General features: G+C 46.1%; 24 protein-coding genes. 13 read left to right on the top strand and 11 right to left on the bottom strand.

Annotation, left to right across the window (positions count from 1 at the left end; all coding sequences use genetic code 11):
• Positions 1–46 precede the first annotated feature (46 nt).
• Entirely contained in the window at positions 47–898 is an 852-nt protein-coding gene (locus K0O23_RS00920) for an SdiA-regulated/phytase-like domain-containing protein (RefSeq protein WP_219875499.1), read from the bottom strand.
• Positions 899–1,055: 157 nt separating this feature from the next.
• Here K0O23_RS00920 and K0O23_RS00925 point away from each other — a divergent pair, with 157 nt between their 5' ends.
• Complete coding sequence (locus tag K0O23_RS00925; RefSeq protein ID WP_219875500.1) at positions 1,056–2,171, top strand: toxin-antitoxin system YwqK family antitoxin; 1,116 nt, start codon at positions 1,056–1,058, stop codon at positions 2,169–2,171.
• Between the two features lie 46 nt (positions 2,172–2,217).
• Here the strand turns inward: K0O23_RS00925 and K0O23_RS00930 are convergent, their stop codons facing one another.
• On the bottom strand, positions 2,218–6,159 hold the full coding sequence (locus tag K0O23_RS00930) for an AAA domain-containing protein (protein ID WP_219875501.1): 3,942 nt from the start codon (positions 6,157–6,159) through the stop codon (positions 2,218–2,220).
• A 393-nt stretch (positions 6,160–6,552) separates the two neighbouring features.
• Between K0O23_RS00930 and K0O23_RS00935 the strand changes: the two genes are divergently transcribed.
• The 5 genes from K0O23_RS00935 to K0O23_RS00955 all read left to right on the top strand — a co-directional run bounded on the left by K0O23_RS00935 (position 6,553) and on the right by K0O23_RS00955 (position 11,428).
• On the top strand, positions 6,553–7,341 hold the full coding sequence (locus tag K0O23_RS00935) for a hypothetical protein (RefSeq protein WP_219875502.1): 789 nt from the start codon (positions 6,553–6,555) through the stop codon (positions 7,339–7,341).
• Positions 7,342–7,402: 61 nt separating this feature from the next.
• Complete coding sequence (locus K0O23_RS00940; RefSeq protein WP_219875503.1) at positions 7,403–8,692, top strand: MutS-related protein; 1,290 nt, start codon at positions 7,403–7,405, stop codon at positions 8,690–8,692.
• A gap of 210 nt (positions 8,693–8,902) precedes the next feature.
• Positions 8,903–10,003 (top strand): alpha/beta hydrolase family protein, encoded by a 1,101-nt coding sequence (locus K0O23_RS00945; RefSeq protein ID WP_246596859.1) that lies wholly within the window; start codon positions 8,903–8,905, stop codon positions 10,001–10,003.
• Positions 10,004–10,009: 6 nt separating this feature from the next.
• Positions 10,010–10,480, top strand: a complete 471-nt coding sequence (locus K0O23_RS00950; RefSeq protein ID WP_219875505.1) for an NUDIX hydrolase — start codon at positions 10,010–10,012, stop codon at positions 10,478–10,480.
• Between the two features lie 111 nt (positions 10,481–10,591).
• Positions 10,592–11,428, top strand: a complete 837-nt coding sequence (locus K0O23_RS00955) for a class I SAM-dependent methyltransferase (protein ID WP_219875506.1) — start codon at positions 10,592–10,594, stop codon at positions 11,426–11,428.
• Between the two features lie 156 nt (positions 11,429–11,584).
• Here K0O23_RS00955 and K0O23_RS00960 read toward each other — a convergent pair whose 3' ends face one another.
• The 5 genes from K0O23_RS00960 to K0O23_RS00980 form a co-directional block, all read right to left on the bottom strand.
• On the bottom strand, positions 11,585–12,532 hold the full coding sequence (locus K0O23_RS00960; protein WP_219875507.1) for a ComEA family DNA-binding protein: 948 nt from the start codon (positions 12,530–12,532) through the stop codon (positions 11,585–11,587).
• Positions 12,533–12,535: 3 nt separating this feature from the next.
• Positions 12,536–12,697 (bottom strand): hypothetical protein, encoded by a 162-nt coding sequence (locus tag K0O23_RS00965; protein WP_219875508.1) that lies wholly within the window; start codon positions 12,695–12,697, stop codon positions 12,536–12,538.
• 6 nt (positions 12,698–12,703) lie between these two features.
• Complete coding sequence (locus tag K0O23_RS00970; protein WP_219875509.1) at positions 12,704–14,356, bottom strand: sodium-dependent transporter; 1,653 nt, start codon at positions 14,354–14,356, stop codon at positions 12,704–12,706.
• Between the two features lie 171 nt (positions 14,357–14,527).
• Positions 14,528–15,439: an SDR family oxidoreductase gene (locus K0O23_RS00975; RefSeq protein ID WP_219875510.1), complete on the bottom strand. Its 912-nt coding sequence runs from the start codon at positions 15,437–15,439 to the stop codon at positions 14,528–14,530.
• Positions 15,440–15,445: 6 nt separating this feature from the next.
• On the bottom strand, positions 15,446–16,096 hold the full coding sequence (locus K0O23_RS00980; RefSeq protein ID WP_219875511.1) for a peptidylprolyl isomerase: 651 nt from the start codon (positions 16,094–16,096) through the stop codon (positions 15,446–15,448).
• 288 nt (positions 16,097–16,384) lie between these two features.
• Here K0O23_RS00980 and K0O23_RS00985 point away from each other — a divergent pair, with 288 nt between their 5' ends.
• Positions 16,385–17,935: an alanine/glycine:cation symporter family protein gene (locus K0O23_RS00985; protein ID WP_219875512.1), complete on the top strand. Its 1,551-nt coding sequence runs from the start codon at positions 16,385–16,387 to the stop codon at positions 17,933–17,935.
• A 289-nt stretch (positions 17,936–18,224) separates the two neighbouring features.
• Here K0O23_RS00985 and hemC read toward each other — a convergent pair whose 3' ends face one another.
• From hemC to K0O23_RS01005, 4 genes are all read right to left on the bottom strand, one after another.
• Positions 18,225–19,178 carry a hydroxymethylbilane synthase gene (hemC, locus tag K0O23_RS00990; protein ID WP_219875513.1) on the bottom strand — a complete coding sequence of 318 codons (954 nt, stop codon included), beginning with the start codon at positions 19,176–19,178 and terminating at the stop codon, positions 18,225–18,227.
• A 48-nt stretch (positions 19,179–19,226) separates the two neighbouring features.
• Positions 19,227–20,351 carry a DNA polymerase III subunit gene (locus tag K0O23_RS00995; RefSeq protein ID WP_219875514.1) on the bottom strand — a complete coding sequence of 375 codons (1,125 nt, stop codon included), beginning with the start codon at positions 20,349–20,351 and terminating at the stop codon, positions 19,227–19,229.
• 120 nt (positions 20,352–20,471) lie between these two features.
• On the bottom strand, positions 20,472–21,680 hold the full coding sequence (locus tag K0O23_RS01000) for a GlmU family protein (RefSeq protein WP_219875515.1): 1,209 nt from the start codon (positions 21,678–21,680) through the stop codon (positions 20,472–20,474).
• A gap of 77 nt (positions 21,681–21,757) precedes the next feature.
• Complete coding sequence (locus tag K0O23_RS01005; RefSeq protein WP_219875516.1) at positions 21,758–22,003, bottom strand: type B 50S ribosomal protein L31; 246 nt, start codon at positions 22,001–22,003, stop codon at positions 21,758–21,760.
• Between the two features lie 187 nt (positions 22,004–22,190).
• Between K0O23_RS01005 and K0O23_RS01010 the strand changes: the two genes are divergently transcribed.
• The 6 genes from K0O23_RS01010 (at position 22,191) to K0O23_RS01035 (ending at position 25,435) form a co-directional block, all read left to right on the top strand.
• Entirely contained in the window at positions 22,191–22,706 is a 516-nt protein-coding gene (locus tag K0O23_RS01010; protein WP_219875517.1) for a phosphoribosyltransferase family protein, read from the top strand.
• Between the two features lie 22 nt (positions 22,707–22,728).
• On the top strand, positions 22,729–23,016 hold the full coding sequence (locus K0O23_RS01015) for a hypothetical protein (RefSeq protein ID WP_219875518.1): 288 nt from the start codon (positions 22,729–22,731) through the stop codon (positions 23,014–23,016).
• A 37-nt stretch (positions 23,017–23,053) separates the two neighbouring features.
• Positions 23,054–23,635 carry a non-canonical purine NTP diphosphatase gene (locus K0O23_RS01020; protein ID WP_219875519.1) on the top strand — a complete coding sequence of 194 codons (582 nt, stop codon included), beginning with the start codon at positions 23,054–23,056 and terminating at the stop codon, positions 23,633–23,635.
• Between the two features lie 76 nt (positions 23,636–23,711).
• Positions 23,712–24,332 (top strand): uridine kinase, encoded by a 621-nt coding sequence (gene udk / locus K0O23_RS01025; RefSeq protein ID WP_219875520.1) that lies wholly within the window; start codon positions 23,712–23,714, stop codon positions 24,330–24,332.
• Positions 24,329–25,021, top strand: a complete 693-nt coding sequence (locus K0O23_RS01030) for a potassium channel family protein (protein WP_219875521.1) — start codon at positions 24,329–24,331, stop codon at positions 25,019–25,021. Before udk ends, K0O23_RS01030 begins: the two co-directional genes overlap by 4 nt.
• Before the next feature lie 90 nt (positions 25,022–25,111).
• Positions 25,112–25,435: an RNA methyltransferase gene (locus K0O23_RS01035; protein ID WP_219875522.1), complete on the top strand. Its 324-nt coding sequence runs from the start codon at positions 25,112–25,114 to the stop codon at positions 25,433–25,435.
• Positions 25,436–25,515: the final 80 nt, after the last annotated feature.

Here is a 25,515-nt window from a genome sequence, read left to right on the forward strand (position 1 = left end):
ATAAATTACAGGCCATTGAGGCTAAAAAGACATAAAATTGCACCTTTTACCGACGTGGTTTTAGCTTAATCTTAAACAACTTTCCGGCTTCATTTGTTATCAGCAGTTCGTGTGGCGAAGTATAAAGTATAGCCTCTGCCTGCCCAGTACGGCTAAGGGGTATGCAGTAGTGTTTGCCACTTAGGTTTATACTATCGTTTTGCACTTCAAACAGGTATAATTTACCATACCCAAGTACGGCAAATTGGTTCCCGGTTGGAGAAAGGTCGGCGGCAGTTACCATGGCATTTAGCGGCAGCTGCTCCTGCAGCTTAGCGGTATACTTACCAGGTGTGGCAGGCAACGAATACATCTTTAGCTTTTTGTGCTTGCCCCGGCTTTTGGTAAAGAGATAGAGCGAATCCTGATGGTAAAAAAAAGCTTCCAGGTCGAAGTGTAGGTTATCTTCTGTGGGTGGGAACTGTACCTGATCAGCCAGCTTAAACTCAATAACACCTGCTAAAGTATAATATTGCCGGCTTACTTTATAAATGCGCAGGTCCTGGCGGTTGTTGGCATTGTTTCCGAAGTCACCAATGTAGAGATGTTCCTTGTCTTCGGCCAGGTCTTCCCAGTCAAGGTTTGGCAGCTGCGGCAGCGGTATGGTATCCAGCAGTTCTCCCTGCTTATTTATGTTGTAAAGTATGGCAGGATTTTCTCCGTCGGGGTGGGTCCAGAGGGTACTGTCCGGGGCATGGGCAAGGCCGGAACTTTCGAGCACGCGCTGGTCCATTTTGCTTACCCGTTCCAGTTTATACTTAAAAGGAGGCTTCTCGAAACCACCATTTCTGCGGTCTGAAGCGCATCCGCAAAGGCTGGTTTGCAGGTAAATATATAGGGTAAAGAGTTTAATAAGCATCCGCAATTCTGTTAATAGCACCAATGGTAACATTATATAAACCACCTGCAATTACCTATAAATCTACACAAAGTAAGTGCTGTAGCCAGTATATAACTACAATCAAATATTTACTTATTTTTACTAATTCAAAAAAGCACCACATATTTTACTGATAATGAAAACAGCTTTACTTACTCTTCTTTTAACCTTTATAGTTTCAGTTTCCGCTTTTGCCCAAACTGCCAGTCAGCGCAGGATACCCCTCCAAAACTACGGTCCGGACAGCCTGCATATCCCATTTAATGCGGATTACTTTATAATTGAAGACAGCTGTGCCCAGATAGTGCGCCATGTGCGTTTTGACAGGGAAACAAAGAAGTTTTACGGCAACTATACCGACCACAGTACTACTGATCCGGACTTTATTTTATCCAGAGGAAGCTATTCCCGAGACGGTTTAAAAAATGGGCCGTTCATGATGTACTATACCAACGGAAAACTACGTGCAGAGGGTGTTTATTCTGAAGATGAGTTTGCCGGAACCTGGCAGTTATTTTATGAAAGCGGCAACCCAAAACTAACTTTTACTGCCAACAAAGGTGAAATAGACATATTAAATGCCTGGGATGAAAACGGCAAGCAACTGGTTAGCAATGGTAAAGGCAAGTATAGCGCAGGCTCTGGCTTCATTATCTGGAGCGGGCAATTGGCAAACGGTAAACCAGATGGCACCTGGGTAGCCTATAATGCGAACGATAGAGTTAAAACTCCAATCAATACAGAGAAATTTAAAGGCGGACATTTTATAAAAGGCACAGGTCCGATAGGAGCATATACCAATGCCTCCAGAATTAACCTAATAAATCTAAAAGATCTTCCACATCTAAATGCAGAAAAAATGGCTTTTTCTGCCTATGGATGCGATGCTCAACCTAAAGGTGTTAAAATAGTTGGTGCACAGTTTCGACGGGGTTTACCTGCTTACAGCGAAGAAATCAAAAAAAATGTATCCGCATACCTTAGCACCGTAGACCTGAAACCCTACGACAATGAATTAAACTTGAAAGGTGAAGTTTCGGAAGATGGAAGGCTGGTGAACCTGAGGTATGATATTGCCTTTAACACGCAGATTGCTGATGGTTTAATCAGAACGCTAAGCCGACTGCCTGCATTAGAGCCAGCACTTGTGGATGGGAAACCCTCACGTCAGCCATTTGAGATTAAATTCAGATTCCAAAGCGGATTTTATCAGTATAACTACCGCTTTATGCCTATACACCTGAAAAAGTAGGTGGCAAAGCATTATGCGATGGATAAAGACGCAAGATATTGCGTATCTAACTTTCAACCTCACTAACTACTAAGCTCTCCAACACTCCCTGCGGGTTCTCCCAAAACTGCCTGCTGTATACTTTAAAGTATGGCCAGTGGCGCAGCTTTAATAATTGCGGCACATCTGCATGCAGGTGGCGTACCGCATGTTGGCTGAAGTATAGATCATCGTCGGTAAGTACTACGGCTTTGTAGCTGTTGTTTTCTACCAGTGTTAGGTCTGCGAATGGCACTTCAGGTTGTAGGTAAGGCAGTTGCGCGGCTAAATGTTCCTTTAGCAGTGGCACGTGTGTTGGTATACTTCCTTTTTTAGGCTGATACTGGAAATACCTGCGGCTAACCTGTTGCGCGTAGTGCAGGTAATCTTTTAGCAGCTTTGGCCCCGGATGCAGCGCGCCATCTACCTGCAATTGCTCTGCCCTTATACTGCTAACTACCAACACCTGCTGCCTGGCTCGGGTAATGGCTACGTTTAAACGGTTCTCGCCGCCGGCCTGGTTCAGGCTGCCAAACTGCATACTCAATTTGCCTTTTGTATCGGGGGCGTACCCTACCGAAAGTATAATTACCTCTTTCTCGTCGCCTTGTATGTTCTCTATGTTCTTTACCAATACCGAAGGTGGTACACTTATACTTTGCTCCAGTGCTTTTCCTTCGAGCAGGTCCTGTACCAGCATTTGCTGGTTGTAGTTAAAGGTGATCACGCCAATTTCTTCCTGACCCGTTTTCAGTAACTCCAGGACTAGCTCCACTACCTTCTCGGCCTCTGGTATGTTTTGGTTATCCTGCCACAGCCCGTGCACTTTAATAAACTGGATGGCCGGCTGGCGTTCATTCAGGTCGTGCAGTTCGGGTATCAGCTCAAGTTTGTGGCGGTAAAAGTTTTGGTTCGAGAACTCGATCAACTCAGGGTAGCGGCTGCGGTAATGCTGCGTGAGCATAGTTTGCGGTAAGTATAAACCGCATAGCTGCAACAACGATTCGGCAGTTAATTCTTCCACCTCCTCATCTTCGGAAGTGCTCCACCGGGCACGATACAGATCGGATGGTTTTAGCTGTTGCTGGTCGCCGGCCACAACCACTTGATTGCCGCGCAGCATGGCTGGTATCCCGGTTTCTGCATAACATTGCGAGGCCTCATCAAAAATAACCAGATCAAAGCAGGCCTCCAGCGGAAACACCGCCGACACCGTTTCCGGCGAAGCCAGCCAGCAGGGCACCAGGTCCAGAATCTCTGCAGAGAACAAAGAAAAAAGCTTGCGGAGCGGGTACAGGCTGCGTTTTTTACTTACCTGCGCGTGCAGCCTGCGGTAAGTAACCGCATTGCCCAATCGGTTAAGCTCAATATTCTTATAAGTTTGTTCCCGTAACCTTGAAAGCACAATTTCATGGCTTAACTGCTGCTTTTCGTTTAGCAACCGCTGCAGATCATCTTCCAGTTTGGTAAGCCCGCCATTGCTTGGCAAACGCAGTTCCGGGTTTTGGCTTTCGAGGTGGTGCAGCCAGGCCAGGTATAAACTATTTAGAAATAGCTTCTTCCCTTCTTCTCCTGATTTTATACTTTCAGATAGCAGCAAACCAGCTACTTCGCGCTCAGCCTGCGTCAGTTCCTCCTTCAGGGCATCAAAGGCTACCAGTTCTTCAAAGTATAGAGGCAAAGCCTGCAGCAGCTCATCAGCAAAACTATCTTCACGCAAAAGCCGCTCCACCTGCTGTTCTGTAAGCATGGTAAACCATCTTTGCTGCGTTTCATCCAACCGAAGTATACTTTCTTTTAACTCCTGCAGGTGCGCAGGCAAATTTACTTCTGTCAGCAGCTTTTCGTGGAGTACTTTATTCTGGTGCAGCTTTTTTAATAACTGATGCGCTTCCAGAGCCTGCTCCGCTATAGCTAGCTTTTGCAGCACCGGAGTAGGGTTATCAGCTATGGTCAGGCTATACTTTATACTTTGATTGATGGCCTGCATCAGTGTTTCGGCCTGCTGCCTTAGCGCCAGCCGGCGTTCCAGCTCTCCAACACCTGCCGCATCCAGCTCCAACTTATACTTTGCAAGCGCCTGCTTAAGTATATTCTTATCTTTGGAAAACTGCCAGCTTATACTTTTAAACAAGCTACCTTGCTGCTCATTATACTTTGTAATAGCGGTTTTTACTGCTGGCAGTTCAGTAGCCGGAATAGCTGCATCCGGGGCAGGACAAACCAGGTATAAGCTTTTCAGCTCCTGTACTTGCCGTGCCAGCTCTTTTATACTTACAGGCTTTTGCAGCAACGTATAAACAATATCGTGCACACCGCTTTGCTGCAGTGCCTCATGTACCTGGTTTATACTTTGGGTGATGTTTGGCGGCAGTGCGTTCAGTTCAAGATCAAAACCGCTCTGCTTTTTTATACTTTGCTGCAGCGTGGCATATTCTTCGTGCACCGCTTGTATGGTTTGCTCCAGTTCCTGGCGTTGCGGCCAGCCGTAGCCTTTCATGCTCCTTCTGTCACGCCACACAAAATCGGGAGCCTCAAAGCGGATGGCCTGTTCCAGGTATTGCTTTAGCCTTGGCAGAAAAGTTGCCGCTGTAGCTGCCATGAAATTCTTGTAGATACCCTTTAAAGGAATATGAGGCAGCTGTAAACTGCTGAGCAAGTATAACTCTTTGGCAGACCAGCCACAGGCGCTGGTGTCAAATAATGCGTTCTTAAAACTCTGGAGCTGCTCTATACTTTTGTTGATGCCCCGGCTTGCCTCCAGAAAAGCACGATCGGTGTAAATGCTGTTCAGGGCAAGGTTTTGTTTCTTATACTCGTCAAGTTGCTCTATCTGGTGCAGCAACTGGTTAAAGATCGGTTTGCGATCAGTGTTTATGTCGTGCACTAAACCGGCGAAAGTGCCCAGGCCCTGTTGTGATAAACGCTGATGCACCACATCCAAGGCCGCTCTTTTCTGGCTCACCACCAGCACCCGCTTGCCACGCGCCGTAAAATCCGACACCAGGTTACAGATAAGCTGCGATTTGCCTGTGCCCGGAGGTCCCTGCACCACCAGCGACTTACCCTGTTTTACCGCCTGCAGCGCAGCCTCCTGCGAGGCATCCATGGCAAAAGCAGTAAAGGTTTGTTGCGCCGGAGCTTGTGTGTTTATACTTTCGAAGGGTGTGGCAAAAAGATCTTCCATCTGCTGCAGGTCTTCACGCTCCAGCAATTCATCGTAATCGTTTAGCAGGTATGAGCCAGCCTGCGGAAAAATACCGATAACTGCTTCTGGCTCCAGGTGCAGCTGCCCGTCTTTCAGGTGCGTTTCGTAATCAATCTTTTTATAATCCCTGAACGGCTTCAGCTTATCGGCAAACAGCTCGCGGCCTGCATTTATAGCCAACTGGCTTTCTTTAAGCAGTTCGTATACTTTGGTGCGAAATTCCAGCGGGTGCTGCGGCAGTGTACTTAGGTCTAGCTCGGTTAGGTCTTCTGCTAAGGGCGTACCCATGTAGTGTGCGTAGGCCAGCAAAAAGCTTTGGTTAAACTGTGGCTGCTGCGACGTGTCAGGTACCAGTTCCCACTCTTGTGCCGCATTCACCTGCAAAGCCACCGGAAAGAATAGCAAAGGGCAGCGCACCGGCGTACCATCCGAGAATTTGCCATGCACAAATGGCCATCCTAAGTATAACTCACGGCTGCCACGCTCCTCAAAGATCATCTCAGCTTTGCGCTTGATGTAGCGTAGCCGGCGGCTGGCATGGTTTACCGGGGCATAGCGGCTATCGGCGTAAGGACTGAGGCTGACCTTCTTTTTGCCGCTCAAGAGTTTATTTACTACCTCAAAGGCAGGCTCACCGTTCACAAAATCCAGTGCCTCTACATCTACGTGCAACTCCCTGTACAGGCGCAACAGCAGCAGTGCCCTGTTGCCAGTGCCCAGGTTCAGCAGTCTGCGTCGGTAGTTTTTGAGGATGTTTTTCATAGTGCCTGTCACCGTTAACGAAGAAATGTCAGCAGTAGTCTTAGCGCCTTAGCAAGTTAATAGTATTTACTTTGAGTTGGTAGTAAGTATGCCTTTCAGGCTATTTATGTATGTGCTTCTCGAGTAGCTATACTTATCCTTTTCACAAAACGCTTATCCTTTATCACTGTATAACAACCTTAAAGCAAAAGCATAGGCTTAACACAAAAAAACACACTATCAAACAAAGGCATAACATTATCATAATCAATTTTTTAAACAAATCACCAGCTATACACAAACTAAATTTATTATCATTATCAGGCATATTCTCGTAAAAAAGAGTACAATAATTAATACAACATCTGCACTCAGTAAGGCTTTGCCGGCTACGGCAGATCAACATAAACACCAATGGATACTATAAGAAAATTTACCCCCCTATCTATATACTTTGCCTTATCTAAATTAAAAGCCGAGAATGCTCCTGTTGATAGAGTTGCGCTTTTAGGCACTTTTCTGTACACTTTTACATTTGCACATATTTTTATTGGCATCGTATTCTCTTTTCTTAACCCCGAGTTGTATTACAGCTATACCGAAGAAGACAGCTACATAGAGTATTTTACGGCATTTATCTTACTTGCAACAGCAGTACTGTGCTTTTACAAAGCTTTCTCCACAAGCAGCAAACTGCCTAAATTGTTTCTATACTCGGCCGCAATCGTATTTTTTCTGGGCTTCGGCGAAGAGATATCCTGGGGACAGCGTATTATCGGCTTCGAAACGCCAGACGATCTTGAACAGATTAATGCCCAGAAAGAATTTAATTTCCACAACATTCATGTAGATGGCGTTAATCTGAACAAGTTAATTTTCGGGAAAGTGCTTTATACCTGCGTGTTTATTTACTTTTTGGCTTTCCCTATACTTTACAGGTACAAAGCGTGGTTCAAAAACCTGGTGGATAAGGTGAGATTACCCATTCCGACTGCTATCCAAAGCCTGATATACTTTGTGTCATTTTTCAGCATCCTGCTGATCAGGGAAGGTGAGAAGTGGGAACTGCAGGAGTTCGCACTGGCTAGTTTTGTATTTTTTGCATTTCTGCTTCCATTCAATAAATACCAGGAAAGTCGTTCCAAACAGCGTTATCTAGAATTTAATGCAAACAATCAGGTACTAGAAGAGCACAGAGTTTAGAGAAGTATACTTATATTGAGGTAAGAACTTGCTTTTGCACACTTTAACCTGCCTCCGCTTTATGCTGAAAGTATACGACCTGAGCCTTGAAGACGACATCCTGCCCCTGTTTAACTACACCAATAGCGGAGAATCAGAAAGCCTTCTGAAGCAGATCATCAACAAACCGCTTGGCAGCATTAGTGAAATTCATGACCGGCAGCAAATTATTCAGGCACTTATACTAAACTGGGATGTGTTGGAGGCTTTCTCCTACCAACGGCTGGATTACAGAGAGGTAAAAAATTTTCTGGATGATGTTGCCTCGAAGAGGATTGTGCTGGAAACACGGCAATTAAAGGCTTTTATAAAATTTACTTACGACGACAGCTGGCGGCAGCAACTGAGGTCAAGAAGTGTGCAGGTAATCAATTTCTTCCACAAGTTAAGCAGTTGCTTTTTCTCCAGGCTAAGTATAGCATTTTTCCCTGCCAGCTTTCAGACGCACTTACAGGTAGTTAAAGGCTTTATTAACAAGCTAAGTATAGAGCAACAGGCAGAGCTAGTGGCGCAGCAAAAATTTAACCTGAAGGCTACGGTACATTTTAGCCAAAAGCTGGATAAGCTTACGCCTGAAGAGGTTTCGGCGCTTTGGAATAGCTTGGCTGCTGTGGAGGCTTATATCTCTATCACTAAGGGTATACTTGATCATCAGTTTAATTTTCCAGCTTTTAACAATAATGCCTTTAACCTGCAGAACTTTTACCATCCGCTACTCCGCGATCCGGTAAAGAATAGTTTGCGTCTGGCTAGTAATGATAACGTGGTGCTGCTTACAGGGCCGAACATGTCGGGAAAATCTACGATGCTGCGTGCTGTGAGCCTTTGCGTGTACCTGGCGCATATCGGATTTGCCGTACCGGCCTCTGCTGCTGTAATTCCATACTTTGATACCATTTCTATCGCCATCAACACCAACGATAGCCTGCAGGATGGTTACAGCCACTTTATGGCAGAGGTTAAAAACCTGAAAGCCGTTGTGCATGAGATTAACTCCGGTAAAAGCTGCTTCGCTATATTCGACGAGCTTTTCAGGGGCACCAACTCCGACGATGCCCTGGATATTACTGCTACCACCATCAAAGGTCTGGCAAAGTATAACAACTGCTACTTCTTTATCTCAACGCACCTCCTCGGTTTAAAGAAGACTACAAGTATACAAGGCGTAAAGCAGCTTAGCATTGGCTGTACTTTAAATAACGATTTGCCTGTATTTACCTATCGCCTGCAGCCGGGTTGGTCTGAGTTGAAAATTGGCCGTATACTTTTTGAGAAAGAGGGAATTCCGGAAATGCTGCAGTCGGAAGTATAAAATTAAGTTACTGCTTTTGAAAAATATAGCCAGTTTATCTGTCAAAGGATAGAAGTTATCTGGTCGCAGCGTTAATAAATACTTTTTACAGCTATTAAGATTCTGCGCAATGTGTTGCAACTTTTTATTCCTTTGCAAGTTCTTAAGTAAACTTAATCCCGAAAGCAGCGCCCTTGTTTATTTATGTGTAATACAGTGATATCTTTTACTTTGGCCAAGCATATAAAACCTTATACTTACCTTTTGCCACTGCTGCTGCTGGCACTCACACTTCTCTCCTCCTGCCGCCAAGAACGCAAGGAAAGAAAGGTTAAGCGTATGAAAGAGTACTCCACTTCAAAAAAGTACCCCGCTAAATTTGCCGATGAGAGCTTAGCAAAGTGGAAACAGCAGGTGCCCGATATAAAAAAGGTAGAGATTAAATCAACAGCCGACGGCACCATGCAACCGTCTCTGTTTTATACTTCTAATACTACCGGCAAGAGACCCTTGCTGGTAATGCTGCATAGTTGGAGCAGCGAGTATCTGCAGTTGGTAAGCATTCCGTTCGCTAAGTGGGCCATGAAGTACGACTGGGCCTTTATACACCCTAATTACCGTGGTAAATTTAACAGGCCCGAAGCAATGGCATCTTCCCTGGCCATTCAGGATATTGTAGACGCCGTAAACTATGCTAAGCAAAACACCGAGATAGACGATTCGCGCATATACATTATGGGTTCTTCAGGCGGCGCCATGACAGCTTTAGTAGCCGCCGGCAAAAACCCCGAGATATGGGCAGGCGTGGTGGCCTGGGTTCCGGTTTATGACCTGGTAGACTGGTATGCTTTTAGCCAGAACTACCCGCACCGCGATTATAACCGCCACGTAGTAGCGGCCTGTGGCGGGGAGCCTTTGCCTGGCACCCCGGCTGCCGAAGAATGCAGGCGCCGCAGCCCAAGCATGTACCTGCACAATGCCAGGGGAGTACCTGTATTACTGGCAGGAGGCACCGAGGATGTACTGGTACCGGTTAGCCACACCATAAGGGCATTTAATGTACTCGCTGCCCCTTCAGATACCATCTCAAAAGAGCACATGGAATACATCGATGAGGAACAGCAACTGCCTGAGGAACTAAAAGAAACTTCGGATGAGTTTAAATACTTTGGCGATACCGACCCCGAAATTGTGTTTGCAAGGCAATCGGGGGATGTGCGGCTGGTGCTGTTTAAAGGCGTGCACGATATGGCTTATAATCCTGGCCTGCTGTGGCTGAACGAGCAACGTAAAAAGCCCCCAGTACCCGTAACGAACACAGCCAAAAAGTAAAGTCGAATGGAACCTGATGCACCTAAACCCAAATTGCCTGTAGTGGACCAGGTTTCATCGGGTGGGGTGGCGTACCGTAAAGGCGACGCTGGCGTTGAGGTAGCGCTTATTTCTGTTGGCCAACCTGCCCATTGGCAATTACCCAAAGGCATCGTAGACCCCGGCGAAACGCCAGAGATTACTGCAGTGCGCGAGGTGCAGGAAGAAACCGGCATCAGCACAGAACTTATCAAGAAATTAGAGACCATCGAGTACTGGTACGTAGGCAACAAAGGACAACAGCGGGTGAGATTCCATAAGTTCGTGCATTTCTTTTTGCTGGCTTATTCTTCCGGCGACCTTGGCAAGCACGACTGGGAAGTGAATGAGGCCAGATGGGTAAGCATACAGGAGGCCGAAGAGTTACTGGCTTTTAAAAGTGAGCGCCAGGTTGTTGCCAAAGCAGCACTACTTATAAAAAGCTTTAACAAAGTGTAACGTGTATAGATATTCCTGATCTATGTTACACTAAGCATCACTAGCACATCATACGTTATACTTCTGTTAGTCTATAATATTTTCTGTACTTTGGCCCATATTTCATCCCTTATGACGACATCAGCAGAACCATCAGAAGAAAAATACCTGCACGGATACTCTACAGAAGAGCAGCAGCGCCTTTACAAGCAGGCCAGGTTTATGGAGAACAAGATCTATTCTGATATTGATTTCTCAACGGTTACGAATCTGCTGGAGGTAGGCTGTGGTGTAGGTGCACAGAGTGAAATCCTTCTGCGCCGTTTTCCGCAAATCCACCTGACAGGCCTCGACTACTCCGAAAAGCAGATAAAACAGGCTGAGAGTTACCTCTCTACTATACCTTATGCCACCAACCGCTATACTTTGCTGCAGGGCAACGCCATGGATATGAACTTTGATTCGCAGGCGCAGTTTGACGGTGCTTTTCTGTGTTGGGTGCTGGAGCATATCCCGGAGCCTGCGCGAGTGCTGTCGGAAGTGCGGCGTGTGCTTAAGCCTGGCAGCCCTATTGTGATAACGGAGGTACTTAACTCCAGCTTTTTTGTAGAGCCCTACTCGCCCAGCGTATTGCAATACTGGATGCGCTTTAACGATTTGCAATACGATATGAGCGGTGACCCGTTTGTAGGCGCTAAGCTAGGAAACCTGCTGCAGTCAGTGGGATATCAGCGCATTACCACAGAACCCAAAACCTACCACCTCGACAACCGCAACCCAGCTAAACGTGCCGAAATGATCGGTTTTTGGACGGAGTTGCTACTAAGCGGTTTGCCACAGTTATTAGAGGCTGGTTACGTAGATGCTGAGCTTGCTGATAAGGTGCGGGAAGAGATGCATGTAGTAGCCAAAAACCCGAATGCAGTGTTCTTTTATACTTTTATGCAGGCTAAGGCTTATACTTCGTGAGCGGAGTGATGTAAACTATGGCGCGAGCGTCCTCGCTCGTGTCTACTATAGTAGAGGCCTCTGGCCACAGTAACTAACAAATACTCTAAAGGGGCCAGAGGCCCCGCTATTCTTAGTCACGAGCGAGGACGCTCGCGCCATAACATTGAAATATTACTACACCTCCAGGTACGGCCTAAGCTTCTCAAACTGCTCCTGCGTAATCACCTTTATATTCCTGATATCTTCTACCTGCTTATACGCCCCATGCTGCTCGCGGTAAGCCACAATCAAGCGAGCCATGTTGGAAGTAACATAAGGGTGCGCACGCAGTTCATCGGCGGTTGCGTTGTTAATGTTCAGCTTTTGTGGCGCGTTGGCTTTTGGTACAAACGTATATTTCTCCAGACTATCTACTACATTGGGCGGCAGGCCAAAAACTTCACGCACCTGTGCCATACTATGAAAACCACCTAAGCTGTTTCTATACTTTATAATTCTTGCGGATAGTTTGCTGCCAATGCCCCGGATCTGCTTTAGCTGGATGGTATCGGCGGCATTAATGTTAAAGGGGGCAAGTATAAATTTCTCGCGTGGAGGGTAATTGCTGCTCCAATCTGGTAAAGGTCTTGAGTTGCTGGCGTAGCGCTGGTTTCGTTTATACTTTTCCGGTTGCTCTACCGGCAGCTGTATATAAGGGTAAAGCTGCTGAAAAATAGAATCGGGCATGCCATAAATTTTACCCAGCTCCGCTTTATAAGTAAAATCGCCTATTTTTTTGCGGTAATTAAGAATACGCTGCGCCATAAAGGGCGGCATACCGATTTGCTGCCAACCTTCTGCAGTTAACTGGTTGGGGTTAAAGGGCTGCAACTGTTCAGGTAAAGTATAAAGCTGCCTCTTGCCAGGCCTTTCGGGTTGCTTTGCCTCCAGTTGCGCTACCAGGCTATCGAGCAGTTGCCTATCGGTGGCTGTATTTATACTTTGCTGCGGAGTATAAAACCTGTTAAAAAGAAATGGTGCTGCCGTAAGCAGCACCATTATGGTTATCAGCCACAAAAATCCGTTTACCTCGCGCTGCGAAAAGCCAAAGTGTCGCCGGATCATGTGTCTGAGTTTCTTCATGCATTATACTATTGTTTCCTGACGGCCTGGCTCGTCATCGTTATCCAGATACGAGTCTGGCTCAGGTTTGGGTGGTGTTTTTATTACTCTCCAGAAGAAGTATAACATTAGTCCGGTTACAATGCCCAGCGTGAGCAGCATAACAACAAGTGCAGATGTATTCATAATTTTTTAAATTCTTCCTTCTCTAACTCTTTTTTTGTAAGCGATATACACCAGCAACGCCAAGCTTAGCCAAACAGTTACCAGCAGTATGCGTGATGCGTTCACAAAGAACAGCGTATCCTGTAATTGCTCTATCACGGCAGGATCTGTGGCAGCGGCTAATTTTGCTTTCAGATCGCTGTTTGTGATCTTTTTAATGATGGAACTATCGTCCAGCACCCACTCTCCGCCAAATGCCTTGCCCCAGTCGCCACCTTTTGGTGTAAACAAAGAGCCCAGGAATACCCATAACAATAGCAAAGGTGTCACAAACTTAATGATGAACTTATAGATACCCGGCACCTTGATATCAGCCCCTGAGATGATCTCTCTCCAGCCTTTGTTAATACCAAATACCCATGCAAAAAGTATAGACTCCAGCAAGGCGAACACTACCAGCGATACGGTACCTGCCCAATAGTCATATTCATCGAACACGCCATAGTTAAAGAACAAAACAGTTGGCATACCAAGTATAAGCACGATCAAACCGAAAGACCAGGCAGCAGATTTGCGTTTCCAGTTAAATTCGTCTTGTAAGAAACCGATCCAAGGTGTACCCATTGCCAGCGACGATGTGATACCTGCAAAGAATAGCAAGCCAAACCACATAAACCCTGCTACTGCACCTAACACGTCGCCCCACTGATAGAATAAGTACGGTAACGTTCTGAAGCCAAGGCCAAGACCACCGCTTTGTACAAGTTCTGTTACTCTGTCAATACCCAGGTAACCGATAGAGATAGGGATAAGAATAGCGCCACCCAGTACAACCTCTACGAACTCGTTCATCCAACCAGCCGACATGGCATTTAGCGCGATATCATCTTTAGAGCGAACATAAGAGGCGTAGCAATGTACTGTACCCATACCCACTGATAAGGTAAAGAAAATCTGTCCGGCAGCAGCCAACCACACCGATGGTGACCATAGCTTATCGTACTGTGGTGTCCAGAGGAAGTTAAGGCCTACGGTGCTGTCGTTGATAGCTCCGTTCTCGCCGGCTGTAATGGTAAAGCCTTTGTAAGCTAAAAAGATACCAAAAAGAATAAGCAATGGCATACCGATTTTAGCTACACGCTCCACACCTTTTGCAAGGCCCTGCGAAAGTATCCAGGTATTAAGCAGCAAACAGATCAGGAAGAACACGATTGGCTCGTAAGGAATGCCAAATGTAGATTCGCCAAGGCTAACGTACTCTATAAAGAAAGCTGCCACTCCATTCTGGTCCATTCCGCTAAAGGTACCGCCCAGTGAGTGAAACATGTAAGAGAGCGTCCAGGACTCCAGATAGCAGTAATAGGCGGCTACGGCAATGTTTGTCCAGATACCGAAAACACCGATGTATTTCCAGAGGCGGTTGCGGCCCATGGTATCTACTATAAATGGTGTGGAGTGGTGTCCGAATTTACCACCGAAACGGCCCATAGACCACTCGATCCATAAAAGCGGAATACCCATTACAAGGAAGCATACCAGGTAAGGAATAATAAAGGCGCCACCACCGTTTTGTACTGCCTGCACCGGAAACCTGAGAAAGTTACCGAGACCAACAGCATTACCGGCCATAGCCAGAATGAGACCCACACGTGAGCCCCACGATTCTTTGTTAGCACTCATAAAATAAGGTAGAAGTGTTTAGTTTAGTTTAGTTGGTTTTAAGATTAGGTCGTTTTAAACTGAAATTTAAAGAAACAATTTTAACAATGCCTAACAGAGCGGCATTAAAAATCAGATATTTTTAATATTAACTGATGCGCCGGGTCTAGAGAACAGCCTGTAAAACAGAAATTAAAGTATAGCCTCGGCTTGCTCTGCCACCATTTGGATACCCTGCATAAAGCTATGCGGCTGGTAACCTAATTCTTTTTGGGCTTTGCTGATATCGAAACCGGTGCGTGGAGGCCGTTTGGCAGGCTGTGAAAAAGTAGAGGCATCGGCTTTATCTATTAAAGATTTATCCAGGGCAAAATAATCTGCCACTTGCATGGCCATGTCGTAAGGGGTTAGCATTTCGCTGCCCGAGATATTATAGATTCCCTCAGCATCATGCTTTACAGCCAACCAGCAGCCCATCGCCAGGTCCTCGGCCAGCGTAGGTGTCCTGAACTGGTCAGTGACTACTTTGATAACTTTACCTGCCTGCAGGTTATCGCGCACCCATAGCACAATGTTCGTACGGCCATAGTTATGCGCTACGCCATAAACCAGTACAGTCCGAAGTATGGCCCATTTGCAGCTGGCGTTCTTCACAATCTCCTCTGCCATCAGCTTGGTTTCGCCATAAAAGCTAATAGGGTTTGCCTCTGCTTCTTCATCGTAAGGTCCGTCTTCACCGTCAAAAATAAAGTCTGTGGAGAGGTGTACCAAATGCACGTTATACTTTTCGCAGGCATTAACCAGGTACTGTACCGCATCACGATTTAGCTTAAGAGCACCTTCATGGTCTGTTTCACACTGGTCCACGTTTGTCATGGCGGCTGTATGAATGATGTGCGTTGGCCTGTATTCGCTTACCACCTCCTCTACCTGCAGCGGGTCAGTTACATCCATACTTCTGAATGGCAGTGTTGGCAGCACCTCTGCCAATTTATTTTCGCCACGGCTGGTTGCCAGCAGTTCCACATCCGTTCTCGGCAAAAGCAACTCTGCCAGTTTCTGCCCAAGCAGGCCGTTAGAGCCGGTAATAAGTACTTTTTTCATGGTATGTTATTTCTTCTGCAGCGACTGCGTAGTGTAATCGTAGTTATACTTTTTGGCTATCTTTTTCTTTTTCACATTCTCAACCTTCACCTTCATTTTAATATCTGACAAAGGTCTGTCGCGGCCCCCTTTAGGCACTTCTGCAATCTTATCTACCACATCCAGGCCATCCACTACCTGTCCGAATACAGTATAGGCTTCATCTAGTATTGGGGTTCCGTCGTGATTCTCTACAATGTAAAATTGCGATCCGCTGGAGGCACGCTCCGGATTTACCTGGTCTCCCATTCTAGCTGCTGCCACCGCACCGCGCACGTGCTTGTGCTGTGGGTTAATTTCGGCGGGGATAGTATAGCCGGGGTTGCCGGAGCCGTCGTTATTCGGGTTATCGTCTTTTGTGTTCGGGTCGCCGCCCTGTATCATAAAGCCGTCAATCACTCTATGAAATGTAGTGCCATCGTAAAAGCCCTCCTTGGCAAGCTTCAGGAAGTTATCGCGGTGTTTTGGGGTATCGTTAAACAGCACCAGCTTTATTTCGCCCTGCGGTGTTTCGATGGTTACCAGTTGGTCTTTGCCTTTTACTTTCTGGGCCATTGCGCCCAAAGGCACCAAAGCCATTATGCCAGCAGCGACTACCAGGTTTTTAAGCAGCTTCATACTTGTTCTATATCGGTGTTAAACTTTAGTTAAGATCAGCCTATAGTTAGCAGGCTCTCAAATTTAAATCTTTTTAGCTCGTATTTATACTTTGGATGCGATTTATACCTGCTCAACATTCATTTCAGCAGATTTTATACTTTGCCGAAGTGTCAATTGCTACATACTTCATCATTGCATTATTGTAACTTCCTGCTGTATCCTCAGATGCAATTGGGCCTTAAATTTCATACTTCCCCGTAAAAATGCTATATTCAAGCAAACTGACTAATCAACCTAAATACACTAATGAAAAGATTCCTACTTACCACAGGGTTCTGTTTAGCGTCGCTTAGCAGTCTTATGGCGCGTGCGCCAGAGGCTTCTATAGACGAGCAGATAGATGCCGCTGTTGGTCCTGCTGCACAACTTATCTCCGACATTATTTTCTACGAAGTAGCCCTTACTGACACTATTTCAATTCCGCTTATACTTGTATGGCTCTTAGCTGGAGCGGCTTTCTTTACAGTTTATCTTGGCTTCATAAATATCAGAGGATTTAAATACGCCCTGGATATAGTGCGTGGCAAGTATAACCAAGAAGATGCCCCCGGAGAAGTTTCCCATTTTCAGGCATTAACCGCAGCCGTCTCTGGCACGGTTGGGCTGGGCAACATTGCCGGAGTGGCTATTGCCATCTCACTCGGAGGCCCCGGGGCTACCTTCTGGATGATCGTGGCTGGTTTGCTGGGTATGTCGTCAAAGTTTGTGTCGTGTACACTGGGTGTGAAGTACAGAGATGTGCATGCCGATGGCACCGTATCTGGTGGCCCGATGCACTACCTTAACAAAGGCCTTAGCGAGCGCGGCATGAAAAGCCTTGGCAAGTTTCTGGCCGCTTTCTTTGCTGTGATGTGTATCGGCGGAGCTGTAGGGGCAGGCAATATGTTCCAGATAAACCAGGCAACACAACAGTTTATAGCTGTAACCGGAGGTGCGGAAGGCTCTTTCTTCGGTGGTGGCAATGCCTGGATATTCGGCCTGATTATGGCGATACTGGTAGGCCTGGTTATACTTGGCGGCATGAAAAGCATTGCTAAAGTTACCGAAAAAGTAGTGCCGTTTATGTGCGGCATTTACATTGCAGCAGCCTTGTTAGTGTTGGCTGTAAACTTTACGCAGATTCCGGCAGCTTTTGTAGCCATTTTTGAAGGCGCTTTCTCCGGTACTGCCGTTGCCGGTGGCCTTGTTGGTGTAATGATACAAGGCTTGAGACGAGGTGTGTTCTCCAACGAGGCCGGTATTGGATCGGCCTCCATCGCACACTCAGCTGTTAAAACAAATGTACCCGTTACCGAAGGCTTTGTAGCATCCCTGGAGCCTTTTATTGATACTGTGATCGTATGTACCATGACGGCCCTGGTAATTGTAGTTACAGGTGCTTATACCCAGGATACTGGAGACGGCATCGCGCTTACGTCTACTGCCTTTGCCACTGTTATCAGCTGGTTCCCGCTTATCCTAGCGTTTGCCGTTATCCTCTTTGCCTTTTCAACTATGATCACGTGGTCGTACTATGGCTTAAAGTCCTGGACTTACCTGTTTGGCAATACAAGAGCTTCAGACGTTTCCTTTAAAGTGATCTTCTGTGCTTTTGTTGTACTTGGCGCATCCATTCAGCTTAATAGTGTAGTCGCTTTCTCAGATGCTATGCTCTTTGCCATGAGTATACCGAATATGGTAGGCTTGTACTTGCTGGCTCCTGTTGTTAAACGCGAAATGCAGGCTTTCCTGGTTTATGCCAAATCAACAAAAAAGCAGGCTTTATCTAAAGAGGCCGTAAAAGCTGCGCAGGTGTGAGTGAATGATGAATTAGTTTATAAGCTGCAAATGCATAGTTGATGTACCCCATCTGTTTTAGAAAACCCACCCCTAACCCCTCCGAGGAGGGGAATTACATGCACGATTAAAATTCCCCTCCTCGGAGGGGTTAGGGGTGGGTAAATCATCAACGAAAAAACATCACGCAACTCGGGTTAGCTATGAATTAATAACCTGAGTGTTATTAGAGCACGCCTGATTCTGACAATTAGAAATGGCCCCTTCAGGAGATCTCCTGAAGGGGCCATTTCTATTATACTTTATACTTCTAAATTTCGCTGCGTTCGCGCTTTATACTTGAAAGTATCTCTTCACCGCCGCTACGTAGTGTATCAGTTGCTAAACGTACACCCAGCGCCTCAGCTTCCTCAGTTGGGGCCGTCATGGTTTGCTGCAAGAGTGTTTTACCATCCAGGCTCACTATGCCGCCAGTTATACTTACACCCTCAGCTGTTAAAGTGGCAAGCGCAAAAGACGGAATGCTGCAGCCACCTTCCATTGTTCTCAGGAAAGCACGCTCTGCTACTAAGCAAACATGCGTATCAGGGTGGTTAAGTGCATCTTTGATAGCTGCTTTTAAAACAGGCTCCAGGTTCTTGGCACATTCTACGGCTACACTTCCCTGGCCGGCTGCCGGCACAAACTCATCCTCCGGAAAAGTATGCACGATCAGGTTATCATAGCCCATGCGAAATACGCCGGCATAAGCCAGCATCAGGGCATCAAACTGTTTTTCTTCGAGTTTGCGCAAACGGGTTTGCAAATTGCCCCTCGATTCAGCGGTAGTTACATTTGGGTAGTGTTTTTTAAGCAAAGCCTTACGGCGCGTAGAAGATGTCCCGATTACAACTTTGCTATCACGTTCCAGCTTAAAATTCGGGTCGAAGCTAAGTATAACGTCGTTTACTTTTTCGCGCTCCATAAAAGCAACTAGCTCCAGGTCGTCCGGAATCGAAGACTGCACATCTTTGGCACTGTGCACGGCAATTTCTATATTTCCCTCACGCAGGCTTACTTCCAACTCTTCGGTAAACACACCTTTCGAGCCTATCTTATCTAAAGACCTATCAAGCACCTGGTCGCCTTTTGTGCTGATGATCACCAACTCTGTTTGCAAACCTGCTGCCTGTAGCTTTTCTGCCACATGTTCTGCCTGCCACAGGGCCAGTTTGCTGCCCCGTGTACCAATTCGTATTACTTTATCTTGAATGCTATTTTGCATAATCTTCTATTTAGTAGGCCAACTGCTACAGAAACAGCAATTAACAATTTAATTACCCCTCAGGTAGCCTGCAATCTGAATAGAGCTATCTACAAACACTATTTTAGGGTTTGCGTTGCGCTCTATGTGATAATGCGCCTGGTTTAGTTCTTCCGTTAACTGCGAAGCGTTTGCCACTGTTATCAGCTTAGAGAATTTCTGTACAAAATCGAGCTCGGCCGGGGGCAAATAAGTTATCAAACTGGCATCAATTCCGTAAAGCATCACTTTCCGGAACAGGTTAAGGGCATATAGCAAAAAGTTTTTCTGGTTCTCGCGGCCCAGCGTCTGAAACTTATCACTCATATCTATCATCTCCGCGAACTTGTAGCTGTAGCAGTTGCGCATCCAGTCAGTAAAAAAGCTAAAGTAATCGCTGGTGATCTCGGTGGTAAGTTTCGCTGCAACATTCAAATTGCCTTCTGCCAGCTGCGCCACCTGGTACGCCACGTCGGGATTGGTATTATACTTTTCCTGCAAATACTGAATTACCTCCTGCTCAGTAAAACTGCGTACCTGCATGATCTGGGTGCGGGAAGTAATAGTAGCCAACAACTTCTCAGCGGCCTGTGCCACCAGCAGGAAAAGCGTTTTGACAGGTGGTTCTTCCAGTAACTTAAGCAGCGCATTAGATGCGGAAGGGTGCATAAGTTCCGGCAACCAGATCACCACAATTTTATAGTCGCCTTCAAAAGCCTTCAGCGATACCAGCTTTACCAACTGGCGGCTTTCCTCTTTTGAGATATTACCTTGTTTGTTTTCAGCGCCGATGTGCTGCATCCAGTCGTTGAGCCCCTGGTACGGGCTGGCAAGTATAAACTCGCGCCACTCGTTCATGAACCTGCTGCTCAGCGCATCTTTACTAACCGATTTGGTAGTGGTAACCGGCATCACAAAGTTAAAGTCCGGGTGCACCAGCTTGTTCATTTTCACGCAGCTGCTACATGTTCCACATGAATCATCGGGTTGCTTGTTCTCGCAGTTAATGTAGGTGGCATACGCCAGTGCAAGGGCTAAATTAGCACTTCCCTCCTGCCCCAGGAACAGCTGCGCATGCGCAACATGGTTCTGCTGCACCGATTTAAGCAACAACCCCTTCGCCTCCTTATGCCCTATTATCTGTGAAAACTGCACTTCTTTAATTGTTGGTTGCTGATTGTTGAATTGTTGACCGGTGATTACTTGTGATTTGAAAGATTAAGTATGATTATCCAAAATAACCATAAAAATCACCTCAATCCCTTAATCACCGGTTTAAGCCTTCTTATCCCACACCCGGTATTGCTGCGTTTCTTCGAACACATGCTCAAGTATGGCTTTATCTATGTCGTTAAATTTTATATTGCGGCGCTCCATCACTTTATCGGCTACTTCATAGGCTTTGCGCAGGCCAAATGTTTCGAAGCCAGCAGCACCGCCCCAGCTAAACGAAGGTATAAAATTACGCGGAAAACCCGGCCCGAAAATATTGGCGCTTACACCAACTACCGTTCCGGTGTTGAACATGGTATTAATGCCGCACTTGCTGTGATCACCCATAATCAGGCCGCAAAACTGCTGCCCCGTGTTCTTGAAGCCGCCTTTTGCATAGTTCCAGATCTTTACCTCTGCGTAGTTATTTTTCAGGTTAGAGGTGTTGGTGTCGGCCCCGATGTTTATCCACTCACCTAGAACAGAATTGCCCAGGTAGCCTTCGTGCCCTTTGTTCGTGTAGCCGAAGATCACCGAAGCAGCTACCTCTCCGCCCACTTTGCAGTGCGGCCCAATGCTTACGTCGCCGCGCATTTTGCCTCCTACGTTCACATTGCTTTCCTCGCCTAAAGCAAAAGGCCCTTTTATAACAGCACCTTCGTGCACCTGCGAGTTTTTACCTAAATATATAGGCCCGTTTTCAGCGTTAAGTATGGCTGCGCGAATTTTCACACCCTCTTCTATAAAGATGTTCTCTTCGCCATATACAATAGTATGCTTATCGCCTATTGGCTGGCTTTTACGTCCTTCTGTTATCACCTGATAGTCACTGCGTATCTGTTCGCCGTTTAACAGGAAAATATCCCACAGGTCGCGTACAAGATGGCACTCAACAGCGCAATCCTGTTTTTTAGACGATGAGGCTTTTACCATGTCTTCAATGGAGTGCAGATGCAGGTTATTGCCGTTGAAGGCAAGCAAGTTATCACCGAAATAAAGTGCCTCGCCCAGCTTCAGTTTTTTTATCTCGGCCAGCATTGGCTTACTCGGCAACAGCGCTCCATTCACATATATATTCTCATGCGTTTGGTGCATGGCATATTTATCCTGCAGGTATGGCTCCGTCATTAATGACACAGTTGCACCGGCATATTGCTCCCACTTTTCTGTTATGGTAAGTATGCCTACCCTGATCTCCGAAATGGGGCGGGTAAAAGTTAACGGTAAAAGATTCTTCCTGATTACAGGATCGCAAAAGAGAATGATGTTCATGAGTACAAAAATAAAAAAGTCTTCCCGATTTTTACGAGAAGACTTTTTATAGAAACGTTTTAACCGGTTAAAACCGCTTATTTTTTCTTGTAACGTGTGTTGAATTTCTCCACGCGACCAGCAGTATCCACGAAGATGTTCTTACCAGTATAGAAAGGGTGAGAAGCAGAAGATACTTCCACTTTAACTACCGGGTATACTTTACCGTCTTCCATCGTGACTGTCTCATCAGAGTTCATAGTAGAACGCGTGATAAATTTGAAATCACTTGTCATATCATGGAAAACAACCTCTCTGTACTCTGGGTGAATGCCTTTTTTCATTATTATAAACGTTAATTAACCTTAATTTCTAAATCGGACTGCAAATTTAACAAGATTTTTGTAAAGTAGAATGCTATTCGCCAAAATATTTTACACACCGGCTAAATGCTGCTACTGAAGCAATTATCTTCTTACATTTGTCTTAACCGGCTCCGGATATGGGCCATAACTTATACTGCCACACTCCATGACACCACAATCGCACCAACAAAACCTGATTCTGGACCAGGGCCAGATTGAGCAGAAGATCACACGCATGGCTTACGAAATGTATGAGCAGAATTTTGAAGAGCGAGAGCTCGTACTGGCCGGCATTTACCAGAACGGCTATACGTTGGCACAAAGGCTGGCTCAGAAACTAGAGGCCATTTCACCATTAAAAGTACAGTTGCTACAGGTACAGCTAAATAAAACCACCCCTCTTGAAGCTCCAGTTATACTTACCCCAACAGACATAAACCTGGATGGCAAAGTAGTAGTGGTAGTAGACGATGTACTGAATACGGGCAAAACACTCGCTTATACCTTAAATGCGTTTCTGCCGAAAAACCCTAAAAAAGTAGAGATTGCCACACTTGTAGACAGGCACCACCCGCTTTACCCGATGGCGGCTACTTATACCGGTTATTCGCTGGCAACCACTCTGCGTGAGCGCGTGGAGGTTGTGCTGGAAGAGAATGAAGTAGCGGCATATTTATTATAAAAGAACCGATAAATCAGGAACAATGAACGAAAAGGAGCAGGCATTTATAAACACGTGGCAGAAATACCATGAAAGAGGCAAAGCAGCATACATGGCTGGCTATGCTTTAATTTATGCTGTAATCACACTTGCTATTACCATCATGTTCAGATGGGGCGACGCACCTGTAAAGGATTTGCTGCTTTCTCAAGAATTTCTGACGAAGCTGGTTTTGTTTACCTTGATCGGTTTGATCCTTGCGAATTTTAAGTGGAAGTCAAACGAAAACAAGTACAGCGATATTAAGAGCAAAGCCAGGCAAAGCTGCTAATTTCCAATAATCTTGATAATCCTATAAATCCTAGTCCATGAAAAAAATCTGCTTTGCCACCAACAACAAGAACAAGATAACTGAGGTAAGCCAGATGCTGGCTGGAAAGTATGAATTGGTGAGCCTGGAAGATATTGGCTGCAACGAAGAACTGCCCGAAGACCACGACACGATGCAGGCTAACTCACGCCAGAAAGCACAGTATGTGTGGGATAAGTATAACATCAGCTGTTTTGCCGACGACAGTGGCCTGGAAGTGGATGCATTAAATGGCGCGCCTGGCGTATACTCTGCCCGTTATGCCGGCCCGCAACGCTCCGATAGCGATAACATATACCTGCTGCTACAAAACCTGGAGGGCAACCCGAACAGAAAAGCGAATTTCAGAACCAGCATCACCCTTATACTTAACGGGCAGGAGCACCAGTTTGAAGGCACCGTAGACGGAAGTATAGCCCAGGAGTGGAAAGGCAATAAAGGCTTTGGCTACGATCCTGTTTTTACACCAGCTGGCTACGAACAAACCTTTGCAGAAATGACCTCAGAAGAGAAAAACGCCATCAGCCACAGAGGCCGTGCCGTGCGAAAACTGGTAGAATTTCTAAAAACACAGGGATAAAGTATAAATTTATTACCCGGCATTGGTCTTGTTCTGCCTAATGTCTTAATTTTGTAGCCTGAAACTAAAGCTTCCAATGCAAAAGCCATTTATCGTCGGGATTACAGGAGGTAGCGCTTCAGGAAAAACAACTTTTTTGAACAAGCTCCTCACTTCGTTCGCACCGGAACAGGTTTGCCTGATCTCACAGGACAATTATTACAAAGATCGCGAACACCAGACAAAGGACCCGAACGGAGTCGTTAACTTCGACCTCCCTTCCTGCATCGACGACGAAGCCTACGCTGCTGACATTTTAAAAGTAAGCCAGGGCGAAACCGTTTACCGCAAAGAGTATACTTTTAACAACCCAAACGTAGTAGCAAAACAACTCGAGTTCAGGCCTGCCCCTATTGTGGTGGTAGAGGGCATTTTCGTGTTTTACTTTGAGGAAATTGCCAAACTGCTTGACCTGAAAGTATACATCGACGCAAAAGAGTACATTAAACTGCAGCGCCGCATCGTACGCGACAAAGTAGAGCGCGGCTACGACCTCGATGACGTACTTTACCGCTATACGCACCATGTAGCGCCAACTTACGAGAAGTATATAAAGCCATATAAAAACGACGCTGATATTATTATCCCGAATAATAATAACTTTGAGCGTGGGCTTGATGTACTAACCACTTTCTTAAACGCCAAAACAAGAGCATGAGGAGCAAATTTGCGGTAATAGGCCTGGGTATTTTCGGTAACTCCATTGCCCGTACGCTGGCAGAGCGAGGCGCCGAGGTAATCGCCATCGACAATACTGAAGACCACGTAGAGGCTATTAAAGATGAAGTAGCTTATGCCGTAGCCCTCGATGCCACAGATATTCGCGCCCTCGAAGCCCAGAACATTCAGGATATGGATGCCGTGGTGGTTGCCATTGGCGAGGACTTTGAGGCCTTGCTTATTACAACCGCCAATTTGCAGGAGCTTAATGTAAAGCGAGTGATTACGCGCGCCTCAAACAAACAGCAGCGCCGCATACTGGAGAAAATGGGTGTACAGGAAATTCTGTCGCCGGAGGGTGAAGTTGGTAAAACAGTAGCCGAACGCCTGCTGCAGCCAAACATCCGCACCTTTCTGCCCCTACCCGACAACTACGAGATCGTGGAGATTAACGCGCCGCGCAACATTGCCAACCGCAGCCTGGCCAAAATATCACTCCGCGAAAAGTATAACCTGAACCTGATCACAATAAAGCGCTTTTTTGAGGAGATACAGGACGGCAAGCCAACACAGGTTGAGCATATTATTGGTGTACCAAAAGCCGATACCATTATTTATCCGTCAGATATCCTGATCCTTATCGGGAAAAAGAACGATGTGAAGCGATTTATTGATATTAACCGCTAAGTATTTCTGATTTATTCAGAAAAGATTTTACATTTGTGGTTATACATGCCAAAAGCCAAGAACATACCAAGCCATATCAAGCATCTTTTGATGACTTTTACCCTACTGTGGGCGCTTATGCTCAACGGACAGGAAGTAGTGGCTTATACGTATGCGGCTGAGGCAACACCGCAGCAAACAGATTCCAGGCTTGAAGAGAAGCACGAAAGCAAAACTGTTGTAAAGCAAAAGGTATCGCTGGAGGCTACAACCTCGTTTGTGGCGCTTAACCTGCAGCAGGCCGTTGAGCCTCTTCCGCAGCCTTCCTTTGCCAACCCGATTGATTTACTTTTACCTGCCTATACTACCATCCCTCCAAGTGTTGGTTTCTTGGCGCAGATTTTCCCTATTACTATTCAGCCCAACGCTCCCTAAGCCGGGCTATCCCCTCTTTTTTATACTTTCAGGGCAAGCTGTATACTTTAACTAAAAGATACACAGCCACATCCGGAACA

The organism is Pontibacter aydingkolensis (genome assembly GCF_019443125.1).
GTDB lineage: Bacteria > Bacteroidota > Bacteroidia > Cytophagales > Hymenobacteraceae > Pontibacter > Pontibacter aydingkolensis.

What these genes read in the sequence shown, in the direction of transcription:
- K0O23_RS01035 (WP_219875522.1), top strand. Translation starts at nt 25,112, where the DNA reads ATGACTTTTACCCTACTGTGGGCGCTTATGCTCAACGGACAGGAAGTA.
- K0O23_RS01020 (WP_219875519.1), top strand. Translation starts at nt 23,054, where the DNA reads ATGAAAAAAATCTGCTTTGCCACCAACAACAAGAACAAGATAACTGAG.
- K0O23_RS00970 (WP_219875509.1), bottom strand. Translation starts at nt 14,356, where the DNA reads ATGAGTGCTAACAAAGAATCGTGGGGCTCACGTGTGGGTCTCATTCTG.
- K0O23_RS00935 (WP_219875502.1), top strand. Translation starts at nt 6,553, where the DNA reads ATGGATACTATAAGAAAATTTACCCCCCTATCTATATACTTTGCCTTA.
- hemC (WP_219875513.1), bottom strand. Translation starts at nt 19,178, where the DNA reads ATGCAAAATAGCATTCAAGATAAAGTAATACGAATTGGTACACGGGGC.
- K0O23_RS00985 (WP_219875512.1), top strand. Translation starts at nt 16,385, where the DNA reads ATGAAAAGATTCCTACTTACCACAGGGTTCTGTTTAGCGTCGCTTAGC.
- K0O23_RS00960 (WP_219875507.1), bottom strand. Translation starts at nt 12,532, where the DNA reads ATGAAGAAACTCAGACACATGATCCGGCGACACTTTGGCTTTTCGCAG.
- K0O23_RS00965 (WP_219875508.1), bottom strand. Translation starts at nt 12,697, where the DNA reads ATGAATACATCTGCACTTGTTGTTATGCTGCTCACGCTGGGCATTGTA.
- K0O23_RS01015 (WP_219875518.1), top strand. Translation starts at nt 22,729, where the DNA reads ATGAACGAAAAGGAGCAGGCATTTATAAACACGTGGCAGAAATACCAT.
- K0O23_RS00980 (WP_219875511.1), bottom strand. Translation starts at nt 16,096, where the DNA reads ATGAAGCTGCTTAAAAACCTGGTAGTCGCTGCTGGCATAATGGCTTTG.
- K0O23_RS01010 (WP_219875517.1), top strand. Translation starts at nt 22,191, where the DNA reads ATGACACCACAATCGCACCAACAAAACCTGATTCTGGACCAGGGCCAG.
- K0O23_RS00955 (WP_219875506.1), top strand. Translation starts at nt 10,592, where the DNA reads ATGACGACATCAGCAGAACCATCAGAAGAAAAATACCTGCACGGATAC.
- K0O23_RS00975 (WP_219875510.1), bottom strand. Translation starts at nt 15,439, where the DNA reads ATGAAAAAAGTACTTATTACCGGCTCTAACGGCCTGCTTGGGCAGAAA.
- K0O23_RS00930 (WP_219875501.1), bottom strand. Translation starts at nt 6,159, where the DNA reads ATGAAAAACATCCTCAAAAACTACCGACGCAGACTGCTGAACCTGGGC.
- K0O23_RS01000 (WP_219875515.1), bottom strand. Translation starts at nt 21,680, where the DNA reads ATGAACATCATTCTCTTTTGCGATCCTGTAATCAGGAAGAATCTTTTA.
- K0O23_RS00950 (WP_219875505.1), top strand. Translation starts at nt 10,010, where the DNA reads ATGGAACCTGATGCACCTAAACCCAAATTGCCTGTAGTGGACCAGGTT.
- K0O23_RS00940 (WP_219875503.1), top strand. Translation starts at nt 7,403, where the DNA reads ATGCTGAAAGTATACGACCTGAGCCTTGAAGACGACATCCTGCCCCTG.
- K0O23_RS01030 (WP_219875521.1), top strand. Translation starts at nt 24,329, where the DNA reads ATGAGGAGCAAATTTGCGGTAATAGGCCTGGGTATTTTCGGTAACTCC.
- K0O23_RS00925 (WP_219875500.1), top strand. Translation starts at nt 1,056, where the DNA reads ATGAAAACAGCTTTACTTACTCTTCTTTTAACCTTTATAGTTTCAGTT.
- K0O23_RS00920 (WP_219875499.1), bottom strand. Translation starts at nt 898, where the DNA reads ATGCTTATTAAACTCTTTACCCTATATATTTACCTGCAAACCAGCCTT.
- K0O23_RS01005 (WP_219875516.1), bottom strand. Translation starts at nt 22,003, where the DNA reads ATGAAAAAAGGCATTCACCCAGAGTACAGAGAGGTTGTTTTCCATGAT.
- udk (WP_219875520.1), top strand. Translation starts at nt 23,712, where the DNA reads ATGCAAAAGCCATTTATCGTCGGGATTACAGGAGGTAGCGCTTCAGGA.